The sequence below is a fragment of the Bacillus sp. CIS52 genome (assembly GCF_053545315.1).
Genome location: NZ_JBIUFR010000002.1, coordinates 100,433 through 113,423 on the forward strand (window position 1 = coordinate 100,433; position 12,991 = coordinate 113,423).

Annotated in this window: 16 protein-coding genes; 9 read left to right on the top strand and 7 right to left on the bottom strand. The window is 43.6% G+C overall.

Features of this window, described 5'->3' with window-relative positions:
- Positions 1 to 23: 23 nt before the first annotated feature.
- On the bottom strand, positions 24 to 830 hold the full coding sequence (locus ACH32G_RS10400; protein ID WP_448814326.1) for a TrmB family transcriptional regulator: 807 nt from the start codon (positions 828 to 830) through the stop codon (positions 24 to 26).
- A 219-nt stretch (positions 831 to 1,049) separates the two neighbouring features.
- On the opposite strand from ACH32G_RS10400, the gene ACH32G_RS10405 reads away from it, so the two are divergent.
- The 3 genes from ACH32G_RS10405 to ACH32G_RS10415 all read left to right on the top strand — a co-directional run bounded on the left by ACH32G_RS10405 (position 1,050) and on the right by ACH32G_RS10415 (position 3,452).
- The gene (locus tag ACH32G_RS10405; protein ID WP_448814327.1) at positions 1,050 to 1,922 is read left to right on the top strand and encodes a cation diffusion facilitator family transporter; all 873 of its coding nucleotides are present in this window, start codon (positions 1,050 to 1,052) and stop codon (positions 1,920 to 1,922) included.
- A 159-nt stretch (positions 1,923 to 2,081) separates the two neighbouring features.
- A complete protein-coding gene (locus ACH32G_RS10410; RefSeq protein ID WP_448814328.1) occupies positions 2,082 to 2,528 on the top strand; it encodes a CotG/ExsB N-terminal domain-containing protein in 447 nt (148 codons plus the stop codon).
- Positions 2,529 to 2,696: 168 nt separating this feature from the next.
- Positions 2,697 to 3,452 (top strand): SGNH/GDSL hydrolase family protein, encoded by a 756-nt coding sequence (locus ACH32G_RS10415; protein WP_448814329.1) that lies wholly within the window; start codon positions 2,697 to 2,699, stop codon positions 3,450 to 3,452.
- Between the two features lie 15 nt (positions 3,453 to 3,467).
- Here ACH32G_RS10415 and ACH32G_RS10420 read toward each other — a convergent pair whose 3' ends face one another.
- The 3 genes from ACH32G_RS10420 to ACH32G_RS10430 all read right to left on the bottom strand — a co-directional run bounded on the left by ACH32G_RS10420 (position 3,468) and on the right by ACH32G_RS10430 (position 4,604).
- Positions 3,468 to 3,596 carry a hypothetical protein gene (locus ACH32G_RS10420; protein ID WP_255034232.1) on the bottom strand — a complete coding sequence of 43 codons (129 nt, stop codon included), beginning with the start codon at positions 3,594 to 3,596 and terminating at the stop codon, positions 3,468 to 3,470.
- Positions 3,597 to 3,742: 146 nt separating this feature from the next.
- Complete coding sequence (locus ACH32G_RS10425) at positions 3,743 to 4,252, bottom strand: type 1 glutamine amidotransferase domain-containing protein (protein WP_016938563.1); 510 nt, start codon at positions 4,250 to 4,252, stop codon at positions 3,743 to 3,745.
- Positions 4,253 to 4,430: 178 nt separating this feature from the next.
- Positions 4,431 to 4,604, bottom strand: coding sequence for a hypothetical protein (locus ACH32G_RS10430; RefSeq protein ID WP_176465401.1), 174 nt, complete (start codon positions 4,602 to 4,604; stop codon positions 4,431 to 4,433).
- Positions 4,605 to 4,835: 231 nt separating this feature from the next.
- Here ACH32G_RS10430 and hmpA point away from each other — a divergent pair, with 231 nt between their 5' ends.
- The 4 genes from hmpA to ACH32G_RS10450 all read left to right on the top strand — a co-directional run bounded on the left by hmpA (position 4,836) and on the right by ACH32G_RS10450 (position 7,946).
- Positions 4,836 to 6,026 (top strand): NO-inducible flavohemoprotein, encoded by a 1,191-nt coding sequence (gene hmpA / locus ACH32G_RS10435; protein ID WP_448814330.1) that lies wholly within the window; start codon positions 4,836 to 4,838, stop codon positions 6,024 to 6,026.
- Between the two features lie 246 nt (positions 6,027 to 6,272).
- Complete coding sequence (locus tag ACH32G_RS10440; protein ID WP_415305480.1) at positions 6,273 to 6,452, top strand: hypothetical protein; 180 nt, start codon at positions 6,273 to 6,275, stop codon at positions 6,450 to 6,452.
- 653 nt (positions 6,453 to 7,105) lie between these two features.
- Positions 7,106 to 7,663, top strand: a complete 558-nt coding sequence (locus tag ACH32G_RS10445) for an SMI1/KNR4 family protein (RefSeq protein ID WP_016938568.1) — start codon at positions 7,106 to 7,108, stop codon at positions 7,661 to 7,663.
- Positions 7,664 to 7,805: 142 nt separating this feature from the next.
- A complete protein-coding gene (locus ACH32G_RS10450; RefSeq protein ID WP_231937489.1) occupies positions 7,806 to 7,946 on the top strand; it encodes a hypothetical protein in 141 nt (46 codons plus the stop codon).
- A gap of 142 nt (positions 7,947 to 8,088) precedes the next feature.
- Here the strand turns inward: ACH32G_RS10450 and rpsD are convergent, their stop codons facing one another.
- Positions 8,089 to 8,691 (bottom strand): 30S ribosomal protein S4, encoded by a 603-nt coding sequence (gene rpsD / locus ACH32G_RS10455; protein ID WP_003152406.1) that lies wholly within the window; start codon positions 8,689 to 8,691, stop codon positions 8,089 to 8,091.
- A gap of 290 nt (positions 8,692 to 8,981) precedes the next feature.
- On the opposite strand from rpsD, the gene ACH32G_RS10460 reads away from it, so the two are divergent.
- Complete coding sequence (locus tag ACH32G_RS10460; protein WP_045926823.1) at positions 8,982 to 10,730, top strand: sensor domain-containing diguanylate cyclase; 1,749 nt, start codon at positions 8,982 to 8,984, stop codon at positions 10,728 to 10,730.
- Positions 10,731 to 10,763: 33 nt separating this feature from the next.
- Here ACH32G_RS10460 and ACH32G_RS10465 read toward each other — a convergent pair whose 3' ends face one another.
- The gene (locus ACH32G_RS10465) at positions 10,764 to 11,246 is read right to left on the bottom strand and encodes a GAF domain-containing protein (RefSeq protein ID WP_016938571.1); all 483 of its coding nucleotides are present in this window, start codon (positions 11,244 to 11,246) and stop codon (positions 10,764 to 10,766) included.
- 126 nt (positions 11,247 to 11,372) lie between these two features.
- On the opposite strand from ACH32G_RS10465, the gene refZ reads away from it, so the two are divergent.
- Complete coding sequence (gene refZ, locus ACH32G_RS10470; protein WP_016938572.1) at positions 11,373 to 11,996, top strand: forespore capture DNA-binding protein RefZ; 624 nt, start codon at positions 11,373 to 11,375, stop codon at positions 11,994 to 11,996.
- Here the strand turns inward: refZ and hisJ are convergent.
- On the bottom strand, positions 11,986 to 12,798 hold the full coding sequence (gene hisJ, locus ACH32G_RS10475) for a histidinol-phosphatase HisJ (protein WP_448814331.1): 813 nt from the start codon (positions 12,796 to 12,798) through the stop codon (positions 11,986 to 11,988). The genes refZ and hisJ overlap by 11 nt on opposite strands.
- Between the last annotated feature and the right edge of the window lie 193 nt (positions 12,799 to 12,991).

Sequence of the window (12,991 nt, forward strand, 5' to 3'; positions counted from 1 at the left end):
ATCAAAGAAAATACGGCTCACATTTAAATGAAACGATTTCCGGTGACGACATGAAATAACGCATGGTTTTGTTTCATCAGACCTTCAACTTTTTCAGCTCCGACTTCTTTCACAAGCTCCGCAAACATCAGGTCATGCCTCATATATTCCATGGCCACGAGAACGAGAGCGGGATCTTCTGTTTTAATGGCCCAGGCATTCGTCTGCGGGGAAAAATTGGCGATTAAGACTTCTTTATTATCCCGTGCTGCTATCGTTAATCTTCCGCCCATGCGTTTTTCCGCCACTTCAGGAGACATATTATGATGTGTCGTATTTCCGAGCTTCACTTCCGGAGGGCCGAACACAATCGAAAAGACGGGTAATTTTTCGGCGGCGCGTTTGTTAACGGCCTCTTGAATAAAGGGAATCTGCTGTTCCCAGACAGACAGCCATAACTCTTCCTCGGCTTTTTCAATCATATCCTTCAATTCATTGATGACATGATCATTTGTGCTGATGCGGCGGATAACATTCATCTCCTGCTCGCTTTCAAGCGCCAATAATTTCTCTTCAAGATAGCCGAAGGAGCTCTCGAAGTCATGCCGCAGCCGGTCGATTAATTCCTTTCCGGCAAGCGGGGCATATGTAACCGGATCAGACGGCACAATATGGACAGCGCCTTTATCAACTAATTTTCCCAATACTTCATAGATCATTGAGCGGGGGACGCCTGACCTTTTACTGATTTCATATCCGGTAACAGGCGAGTGTTTCAACAAGCCGATATATGCTTTGCATTCGTATTGAGAAAATCCGAATTTCTGCAGTTCTTTCAGAACATCCTCCATAAACATCCTCCATAGTGGTTATTCATGAAACTACTATAATGTAAGCGGTTGTATGTTGTCAATGGGACTTGAGTGCTGAAAGAACAATTCGCCCGTGTTGTCGCTTTCCAACTTATTTTGGGGAGAGTTACTTGTATGGCTCTTGTGAAAAACGTTGCCGTAGACCCACACGGATGCCGTTTGATACGATAAATCCAAGAAGTCAAAAAGAGGAGGATCATGGTGGAAAACACCTCTAAAATCGCTTTTTTATCAGTGATAAGCAATTCTCTGGTCGTCATGCTCAAAATAGCGGTAGGCATGGTAACCGGGTCTGTCGCAATACTTTCCGAAGCCATTCATTCTTTTTTAGATCTGATCGCCGCCTTCATCGCGTTTATTTCCGTCAGGATTTCAAAAAAGCCGGCTGATACAGGGCATCCGTACGGCCATGGAAAGGTCGAGAATCTGTCCGGAACGATCGAAACAATGCTGATTTTTGCGGCGGGGATTTGGATGATTTATGAATGCATTCAAAAACTGGTAAACCCGGAGCCTGTTCATCTGCCGGTATTAGGAATCGTTGTGATGCTTGCGGGAGCTCTTATTAATTTGATCGTCTCGAAATTAGTAAAAAGAGAAGCTGTAAAGGTTAATTCCGTGGCAATGAAATCAAATGCCCTGCACTTACTGACTGACGTGTACACATCATTAGGCGTAGCGGCAAGCCTTTTGGTCGTTACATTAACGAAGTGGTACATACTTGATCCGATTATAGGTATGGTGCTGGCGGTGTATATCATATATGAAGCGTTTAAATTAATGAAAGAAGCATTTCCACCGCTGATTGACACCCGTTTGTCAGAGGAGGAAGAAAAAACAATTTTAGAGATTATCGAAACATTCCATCACGAATTTATTGAAATTCACGATTTTCGCACAAGGCGGTCCGGCCCGCAGGAGTATATTGATTTTCACATGGTCGTGGCGTCTCACGTGACGATTAAAGACGTGCACGACTTGTGTGACCGCATTGAAAGGGATATTACGGATGAATTTAAACAAGCACAGGTGATGATTCATCCCGAGCCGGAGAGTGAAAGGAAAAAATAAATCAGTTCTTGTATTTTGCGTTTTAACAGAGAGGCCCGTTTGCACGGGTCTTTTTGTTATGTAAATGACTATTTCTATCACGGATTGAGAGAGAAGCTTATACAAGAGAGACTTTCATTTCATACGTTATGGTGTAAAGAAAAAGGGAGGTGAATACGATTGAACGCTATTTCTGTTAAAGAAATTGAACATGGAGTCGCCGTTGCTCATAGAGAAGGGTTAGGGGAGTATTTGCACCAAGAACCGGTTTCCAGAAAAAGCAAGCGCCGTTCACGCAGCCAAAAACGGACACACCGGACACACCGTTCACGCAGCCAAAAACGGACGCACCGGACACACCGTTCGCGCAGCAGAAAACGGACGCACCGGACACACCGTTCGCGCAGCAAAAAACGGACACACCGGACACATCGTTCACGCAGCAAAAAACGGACACACCGGACACACCGTTCACGCAGCAAAAAACGGACACACCGGACACACCGTTCACGCAGCAAAAAACGGACGCACCGGACACATCGTTCACGCAGCAAAAAACGGACACATCGCACAAGACGGTCCCATCAGAAACGACGCTCTTCCCGCAAACGCTGTTTTAAATGCTGACTGTAGAAACGATGATATATGATCTGCTATAATGGGAATAAAGGGACTGGATAAAAACTCCAGTATCACCTGCGGACACTGAACTGACAACATGACGCTGTTTGTTCGTGTCCGTTTTTGATTTTTGAACAACATGCCGAAGGATAAAACAGGAAGGGATGACGCCGAATGAAGCTGAATGAGGAAATGTATCAAGACTCTGAAGGAGAAACAATCTATTCGCAGGATATCAGCAGCAAGCTTTTGCATATTACGGACAGCGGGCATATCAGCGTTGACTTCATCAGCATAAGCAGGCTGCAGAAGGCTTCGAAAATCGCGATCTTAGGTGACAGCGTCGCCCGGGGGCTGCGTGCGAAATACAGCTTTGGTGACATTCTGAAAGACCGGACAAACGCCGAAATCACCAATCTGTCTGTCAGCGGCGTCAATATGAGTAACAACGGAAACGATAACATTTATCAGCAATCGCTGAAAACGTCGGGACAAGATGTCATTATCGTGCAGGGAACAGATGATGATTGGTGCGGCCACATCCCCATCGGCACAGATGAAAAAGATATCACTTCATTTTACGGAGGTTTCTGCCAAGTCATTCAGCAGCTCCGCAGCAGAAATAAAGGCGCGAGCATCATTGCAGTGACCCCGACGAAACAAGCGAAAATGTCAAACGGAAAAATCGTCCGACGTGATACTGATAAAAATAAACTGGGTTTGAAGCTGGCTGACTATGTGAAAGCCCAGAAAGAAGCCTGCACCCTGCTTTCTGTACCGTATGCCGACCTATTTGATACGGATCTCATCGACCCGTATAATCCCGCTTTCCGTAAAATGTGCATGTCAGAAGGCCTTCATCCGAACGAGACAGGGCATCAAATTATCTTTCAGGAAATCTGCCGAAATTTTTATTATTATTACGGATGAAACAGCACTGAAAGGTTATTTTCGGCTTTTCTCTTCTAAAAGCTCAATCATTCTTTGAGTTGCACGCCGTTGCGCTCTTAAAAGCGAGACGATATTTCCGGTAAAACCGATTAAAATGATAAGCAGAAAAATGATTATCCACATAAGCGAACCTCCCGTCGAGTGTTGAAAAACCCACTCTTTATTTTACTTATTATGGATGAGGGAGAGAATAGGTCTAACTATTGGTGTTTCTTTATAAATCCATAAAAAAATGCACAGACTGAACTGGTCTGTGCATTTTTATTCGCTTATTTCAGCAGATTCAATGATTCGCGATTAAAGGCTTCCAAATCGTCAGGTGTTCTGCTTGTTACAATGTTATGGCTGACAACGACTTCTTCATCTTTATAATTTGCGCCGGCATTGATTAAGTCTTTGCGGATGCTGCGGTATCCCGTGATATCTTTTCCTTTCAGAAGGTCGGTATCAATCAGCAGCTGCGGGCCGTGGCAGATCGCAAAAACGGGTTTCTGATTTTCCACGAATGCTTTAGTAAATTCACCCGGGCGGTCATCTCCGCGAAGCAGATCCGGTGAAAAGCCTCCAGGAATTAATAACGCATCGAATTCAACGGCGTCTGCGTCTGAGATCGCTTGATCAATCTTTACTTTTTCACCGTGCTTGCCGGTCACTTCTTTTCCTGCTTCCAAATCTATGGTCACCACACTGTGGCCTGCTTTTTTAAATGCTTCTGCCGGGCTTGTATATTCAATATCCTCGAATTGGTCTGTTATCAGAACTGCGATTTTTTTGCTCATCATCATGCCTCCTGTGTAGTTTGTATATGACAAGGATATCAGGCAAATCGCTCTCTCTCAACGTATTTGCTTGAAGATAAGCATAAAAAAGACCCCTCTGAAAAAGAGGAGCCAAAAGGTACGGAGGTCTGCTGAAACTTGCGTGTTTAACCTGAGATAAGGCAAGAAATCGAACCAATTACTTTTTGTGTCTTTTTTTATGCTTTTTACATCCGCATTTCCCGGGATCGCCCGGATCAATAACCTCATGAATTGTTTCTTCCTGATATACGTAAACCACTTCTTTGTCAGTATACGTGTCAGTCACAATATACTTAGGGTCACAGTAATATACTTTCGATTTTTTACCCATTCATCTCACCTCCCGTACTTTATTAAATGCTGACAACGGACAAGTACACCACGGCAAGTCCACATTTTGAAGTTTGCAATAAGGGGCGGATAGTATCTGTATGGTTTTTCCTGAATTCGCTTCAAATTGGGATGGTTAACGCTTTTTAATCAGGGAAATTTATAAAAAAGAATTCAACATAATTCTTTTCTCAGTTCAACGAGATGCTGACATCTTTGGAGGGATTTCTGAATGCTCGATGAAAAAACAATTGAAATCGTTAAAAGCACAGTGCCGGTCTTAAAAGAGCATGGTGAAGAAATCACAGGACGATTTTATGACCTGCTGTTTCAGCATCACCCTGAGCTGCTGAATGTCTTTAATCAGACGAATCAAAAGAAAAAAACCCAGCGTACAGCTTTGTCGAATGCTGTGATCGCGGCCGCCGCCAATATTGACCGCTTGGAAAACATCGTTCCCGTCGTTAAACAAATCAGCCAAAAACACCGGAGTATCGGAGTTAAGCCCGAGCATTACCCAATCGTTGGCAAGTACTTGTTAATCGCGATAAAGGATGTGTTAAAAGACGGGGCTTCTCCTGAGGTCATTCAGGCATGGGAAAAAGCATACGGCGTCATTGCAGACGCATTTATCGGTATTGAGAAGGAGATGTATGAACAAGCGGAAACACAAAAAGGCGGCTGGAAAGACGATAAGGCGTTTAAAATTGATAAAAAAGTAAAAGAAAGCAAAGAGATCATGTCTTTTTATTTAAAACCGGAAGACGGACAAGTTCTCCCCGAATTCAAAGCGGGACAATATATCAGTGTAAAAGTATACATTCCGGATACGGGTTATACACATATCCGCCAGTACAGCCTATCCGATGTGTCCGGTAAGGATTATTACCGGATTTCCGTGAAAAAAGAAGGGGTTGTTTCCTCTTATCTGCATGACCAATTACATGAAAAAGATTCAATTGAGATCAGCGCTCCGGCCGGTGACTTCGTATTAGACCCTGCTTCCAAAAAGAATCTTGTTCTCATCAGTGCCGGTGTCGGAATTACCCCGATGATCAGCATGTTAAAGACGGTTGCCAAAGCCCAGCCGCAGCGAAACGTTCTCTTTATCCATGCGGCAAGGAGCGGCGAGTATCATGCGCTGCGGCATGAAGCGGAAGAAGCCGCGGAACATTCATCCGTTGACACCGTCTTTATTTACAGCGAGCCGTCCGAACAAGACCGTTCAGAAAACATTCGCTTTCGGGAAGGCCGGATTGACAAACAGCTGTTAGAAGAAGTGATGACAGAAAAAGAGGCTGATTTTTATCTGTGCGGATCACCATCATTCATTAAGGCAATGAAAAAGCTGATTTCCGAATTCAATGCACCGCCGGAATCGATTCACTATGAATTATTCGAACCGCAGCTGAGTATGGTGTGATGAAAGAAGGGAATACGATGATTTTAATGTATGAAGCACCCGGATCGGGTGCTTTTTTTATTCTGTGAATCATCGGGAACTTCTTAAGTTCGGTTTAGAAATTTAAAATGATTTTATAGTCACCATTACTGGCTTTATTTCAAGTGCAGTTTATTGTGATAGTGTGTTAACATGATTTTTATATTTTTGATAATATATGGGTGGTTAAAAATAACACCTTGAATGAGGCAGATGGGGGAAAACAAAATGACTACTGAGAAAATTATTATTTTTGACATTATGATGTACATCGTTTTCGGTGTGGTTAGTGTTTACTTAATGTCGCAAACTAATTTTGGACCTGGTGTGTTGATCTGTATTATTGTAGTTTATCTTGCTGTTATCGGGTACAAAGTCAAACAGTTAGTCAGTCGGGATGATTCTTAGGTTGCGTTAAGGGGATTACGAAAAGTGAAAAGGAAAATTGGTCAGGGTTTAACAATTAAATAGCAAGCATAGTTGGCGAAAAGCCGATAGTTATCGAAGCAAGAAACGATTTATATGAAAGTAGCACTTATAGCGGAAAATATAGAAAGGTTTTTCTCCATAACAGAGAATTTTTAGGGAAGGATATTAAAGTAGGTAAATCATATTCAAAGTCGTATTATCCTAAAAAGACAAAGTTTTTTATGTCCCAACATACTTCGGTAGCCGGTTGGAAAGGTTCACTTCCTGATACTTCCACTGGAACGTCGGCTCCTGCTCTTGCGAATAAAATAGCAATGCTGTATCCGGAGATAATAAATACTCACAGCAAAAAAACAATGCCTTTACCGGCTAAAGCAAATTTCCCGGTTGTACCTGTCGATAAAAGAACTAAATGGGATAGCAGAACGGATCGAGGTAACTATATAAAGAAGTATATCGACACATACGGTGATCCAAAGTGGAATTGGAGTTCATTCGATATTCTCCATGTGCTTCCGCTAAAGTAAGGGGGAAAGAATAACTTTAATAATTTGTATCCTCTCCCTCGTGATATGCACCAAAACCTATTAAATCCTTGGTGGGATAAATATTAATAAGTAAGAGGTGGCTCAATGGCAGTTTTTGTTGAAAAAACGCTCCAAGGTCTAAAAGAATTAATTGATGAAAAAGGCCGCTTGAAAATTTTAGGGAATGAAGGAACGCTTTTAGAAACAGAATGTACTTTCTCTAAAGGCGCAACAGATCTGGAGATTGAGAGTTTTGAGAAGAAAATAAAAGTCTCACTTCCTGAAGATTATAAAACCTTTTTAAAATTGCATAATGGGGCCAGAATATTTGAATCGTTGATTTACGGTGAGAATGTAGGTGGGGGTTTGCATATTCTTAATTTAGAAGAGATTGAAAAGTATATGCAAAATGATTTTTTAAAGCCTCAGTTTATTCCCGTCGCACATCTGTTAGACGGATGTTATTTGTTAATTGACAAAACCAAAATGTCCATAGATCCAAACTATTTATGGTTCCGCGGATTTATTGAGTATGAACCAATGCAACTTAATTTTGAGATATTCTTAGATAGGTATATTTTATCTCAGGGATCAAGTTTTTGGGAATGGAATATCTATACTGCTGAGAATTATTACAGAACTCACCAGAGTGATGAGCTTTAAATCATCCGTATACGGCCGATTTCAGCCCATCAAAATAACCAGCAGGAACAATAATGCCTTATAAAGAAGCATTGAATTTCCTAAACATGCTATTTTAGCCGAGGAGAAAATGAGGCACCTGGAGGGATTATAATTGAAAAAAATGATTCTTTGTGCAGCCCTAATCTTTGTTACGTTAAGTGGTTTAGCTGCAGTTAAGATTAATCAAGAATCATCAGATGTTAAAATAACAGAGCGCCCGGTCGGTACTTTAAAATTAGCAGAGCGGCCAGTTGGCACATAAAAAAGCCCCGGACAGGGGCTTTTTTTAATAAAGAGAGGGGGCATCTGTCCACCATTCTGACAGCCCAAAAGAAAAACCCTAGAAATGTTGATATAACAACGTTTCTAGGGTTTAATCCAATGCTCTTTAAAGAGCATTTCAATTAACGAGAGTAGAACTCAACGATAAGCGCTTCGTTAATTTCCGGAGCAAGCTCAGAGCGCTCTGGAAGACGAGTGAATGTACCTTCAAGCTTTTCAGCGTCGAAAGTAAGGTACTCAGGAACGAAGTTGTTTACTTCTACAGATTCTTTGATGATAGAAAGGTTTCTTGATTTTTCGCGAACACCGATTGTTTGACCAGGTTTTACTTGGTAAGACGGAATGTCAACGCGGCTTCCGTCAACAAGGATGTGACCGTGGTTAACTAATTGGCGTGCCTGACGGCGAGTGCGCGCAAGACCAAGCTTGTACACAACGTTATCAAGACGTGCATCTAAAAGAATCATGAAGTTTTCGCCGTGTTTACCAGTCATTTTTGCAGCTTTGTCAAACAATGTACGGAATTGACGTTCGTTTACACCGTACATGTGACGAAGTTTTTGCTTTTCTTGCAATTGCAAACCGTATTCTGATAGTTTTTTACGCTGTCCCGGACCGTGGGGACCTGGTGCGTAAGGGCGTTTTTCTAATTCTTTACCTGTACCGCTAAGAGAGATTCCTAAGCGGCGGGACAGTTTCCATGATGGACCTGTATAGCGAGCCATAATGTGACTCCTCCTTTGGTTTTATTTTGTGGAAAATAAAAACCGTCTGTTCGATCCGACCGTGCACATTTTGTTTTCATGTATCCTCGCTCCAGCAGCAGAGAGTTACACGATACACCTTACAGCTAAGGAACAAAATGCAAACACAGAAGCTGAACAAAAAGGCTGCAATATTTCACACAAAGAACATTATATGATTTTTCTCCGCCGCCGTCAACCATTTCTCCATGAAGACTGCCGGTTTATGATATAATGTACAAAAATGAGTAGTACATGTTTAGGTGATAAAAATGAAAAAACAAACAATCGATGAAGTGACGGCCTTTCATCAGAAAATGCTTTCTTTTTTCTTAACGAAATCTGAATCCGTCTCATTATCCGACTCGCTGTTATGGCTGGCCTCAGCTCTAGAATCCTGCTTTACATCTCTTTCATTGACCCTTTCACCGGCTGAATCAGCACGTTTCACCATAAAAACAGAAGAGGAACCGAATTATGCTCCGCTGAAAGAGAGTGACGGCCGTTTTATGATCAGGAATCAGACGTCCGGCAGATCCTTTTATCTGCGCACGGAAGGCGGGCTGCCGATCCCGGAATCATTGCCTGAGCTCGTTACTCAATTTATCAATCAATCTGTGAGACAGAGCGGGCTGTTTGACAAAACAAAGCATCAGCGGAAAATCCACAGAATGACAGAAATGTTCCATTCGCTTTTAGATCAGGATGAAGTATTGGAAAAGCTGCAGGCGAGTTTGAGGAAGGCTTTCCAGTCTTTCCGTTTTTCACTGTTCATCTCGCAGGACCAGGATACGGACAGACAGCTCCCCGCAAAAGAATTGCATATGGACGGAGAAGACGCCGATCAGTTTGCCCTGCAGGTGTTTTTATCAGGCAGAATGCTCAGGAAAGGCAGGTCATCTGCTTACCTGCCGATCAAAGGCCAGCAGGGGACTTACGGGGTTCTGAAGACGGAGGGAATGCAGGACGCCGCGCTTTCGTGCAGCACGCTGAGTGAAATGCTGCTGCTTACAGGCGCAGCGGGAAAAGCATTTGAAAATGCGCAGCTGTATGAGCAATCGAAAAAAAGCATTGCGAATCTGGAGCTCATTAATGAAACATCGCGCCAGCTGAATCAGCGTCTCAGGCTCACTGATACGATGCGGGAGCTCGCCGCCATCATGACCCAATCGTTTTACGCCGAAGAAGTGGCTTTTTTTCATATTGATCATTTTGAGACGCAAAATCTGCTTCCCGGACATACCGCCTTTTTTAAGACAGAACGCGCCAACCCATATATCAGCATTGTGAAAGAAAAGCTGTTCGAGGGAGAAAAGGGTGTGTTTATCGGCAGCGGAAAGACCGTATTCGGCGAAAATGGCTACGGTTCGCTGATGGCGGTGCCGATGATCGAAAATGACACCGTCTTCGGATTCGCGATTTTATTGAAAAAGGATTTGTATGCTTTTACGTTTGAAATGTATAAGCTTTTTCAAGCGCTCATTCACCATGCGACATTGGCTGTAACGAACTCCATGCTGCGCGACAGGCTTGAGCATCTTGTTCAGACAGACCAGCTGACGGAGCTGTATTCAAGAACCTATTTGGATGAGAAAATTCAATACAGCATGAAAATCCATAAACGGGGTGTATTTATCCTCGTTGATATCGATAATTTCAAACACATTAATGATACATACGGACATCAAACGGGAGATTCGATCCTCATTCAGGTGGCCTCCGTTATGAAAAACCATATCCGGGAGCACGATGTTGCCGCGAGATGGGGAGGCGAAGAGCTGGCTGTCTATCTGCCGAACATCAACGTGTCATCCGGAGAGCGCATTGCCAAAAGGCTCGTCCGCGCCATCCGGGAAAACACCGAGCCGCGCGTAACGATTTCCTGCGGCGTTTCCTGCTGGTCAAAGACTGGCCCTAAGCCGTTGAAAATGCTCGTTCAGCAAGCGGACGAGGCGCTTTATATCGCCAAACGGAGCGGTAAAAACCGGCTGATCATCCATCAAAACAGCACGGCGACGTAAAAAAGGAGCCGGCCTGCGGGCCGAACTCCTTTTTTATCCTAATCGTTTTTCAAGCGTTTCAACAAACTTTGCTAAATAGGTTTCGTCCGTTTCATCAAAACGGTTTTTCACGGGGCTGTCAATGTCCAGCACACCGATCACTTCTCCGTTTACGCGGATCGGGAGGACGATTTCTGACTGGGAAGCCGCGTCACAGGCAATGTGTCCCGGGAACGCATTCACATCGGCAATCCGCTGCACGGCGCCGTTGGAGTAGGCAGTGCCGCATACGCCTTTGCCGAACGGAATGCGCACACAGGCAGGAAGTCCTTGAAATGGTCCGAGTACAAGCTCGCCCTCTTTAGCGAAGTAAAACCCCGCCCAATTGACCTCATGTAATGAATGGTATAAAAGCGCTGACGCATTCGCGTAATTTGCGATCGCATCCGTTTCATCTTCTGTCATGGCTTCGAGCTGTTTAAGCAGAAGCTGATAACTTTTTTCTTTATCTCCGGACTGTTTTTCGACATGAAACATGGAAAACCCTCACTTTTTCTATAATATCAAACAAAGTTCCGGCCGTTCTGCCGGCATTTGTCGAGAAGTTCTTACAGGAACGGCGCCTTTCTGCTTGAATTGTAAACACATAAAGGGGTGAGCCGTATGAAAGTAAGCACCAAAGACAAAATTATTAACGCCGCTGTCCTGCTGTTTAACCAAAAAGGCTATTCCGGCACGTCCGTCCGTGAAATCGCAAAGTCAGCTGATGTAAATGTTGCGCACATCTCCTACTATTTTAAAGGGAAAGGCGGATTAATGGAACATTTAGTTTCCGAGTTTTACGAAGGCTATACTGAAGCGCTGGAAAAAGCCGCCGGCAGTGTGAACGGTGAAGACGCGCAGGAACGCATCCTGCGGGTGATTTTCGATATTTTATCCTATCAGCACGATCATCGTCAATTAACACGTTTTGTGTATCGGGAAGTGACGATTGATTCCGTGCTTATCAGGGAAATTATGTCTACTTACTTAATGAAAGAAAAATATATTTTCCAGCTGGTGATTGAAGAAGGGCAGTCACGCCACAAACGGCTGACGCTGCCCGTGCCGCATTTTATTCTGCAATTGAAATCCCTCTTGATGATGCCGTATCTCCAGCCTCAATATATTACGGAGGTGCTCTATATGCAGCCTCATGAGCCGTACTTTTATAAAAGGTATTTTGAAGAGGTGAAGATTTGGATCGAAAGCGTGTTCCGCCGTCCCGATGCGGCGCTTATGAAGTGACGATGCTTTTGTACGTTTCATAGGAACTGCCGACATCTTCCGCTTGATGGGCATCCGACCCGAATATGAGCGGGATTTTTTTTTGCTTCGCCGTCTCAGCCATCCAATCCTCTATATATACTTCCCCGGCAAACTTCTTTCTGAGTCCGGATGTATTCACATCCAGCTCCATTCCGTGCTCTTTCACGGCGTCAAGACAGCGGGCCGCAAGCTCTCTTATTTGAGGTGACATGCTGTAAGGGAAAAGGCGCGCGAATTTTTTGACGAGCGTGATATGGCCGACCCGTTTTGGCTTAAATGGTCCGAGCGGTGTTACAATGGAAGAATACACAGTTTTGTAGTATTGCTCATATACGGCTTCAACGCTGCCGAAGTGCGCGGCCAGCTGCTGAAACGCATGCTCATCAAAATCAAGGCATATATAAGACGGACCGGCCTTCAAAAAATGAACGGATAAAATGCCGTCATCCAGTGAGGGGCCGTATGTGTTAAGAAACGCCGCGGTTTCTTCTTCATACCCTGTGATAAAATCGGTTTCAAGCCCAGTCAGAATGCTGATTTGTCCCTTGTATTCCTTTTTCAGCTGTGACAGCCGCTCCAAATAAACCTCCATCTGTCTGAGATCCATTGCGCTGTCTTGAAGCGGTACAGGATCTTGAAAAGACGGGGGAAGGGGGGCATGCTCTGTAAATGTGATCGAGTCAAAGCCTTTTTCCAGGGCTTTTTCGACATATTGTTTCAGCGTGTCTTTCGAGCCGTGAGGGCAAAAAGGCGTGTGGATATGAGCGTCTCGTTTTTCCATTTGTGTCACTCCATTAAAAAATTGCAGAATCCTGCCGAAATTATGCAAAAAGTTTTTGATTTCTGGTCAAAAAATGTTGGTTACATGGTATCATAATAACAATGAAAACGACAGATTTTCTCAATACATATATTGAAATCTTTCTGAATACATAAAACACCCTGACAGATTAAGAGAACAACAAGGGGGCTCA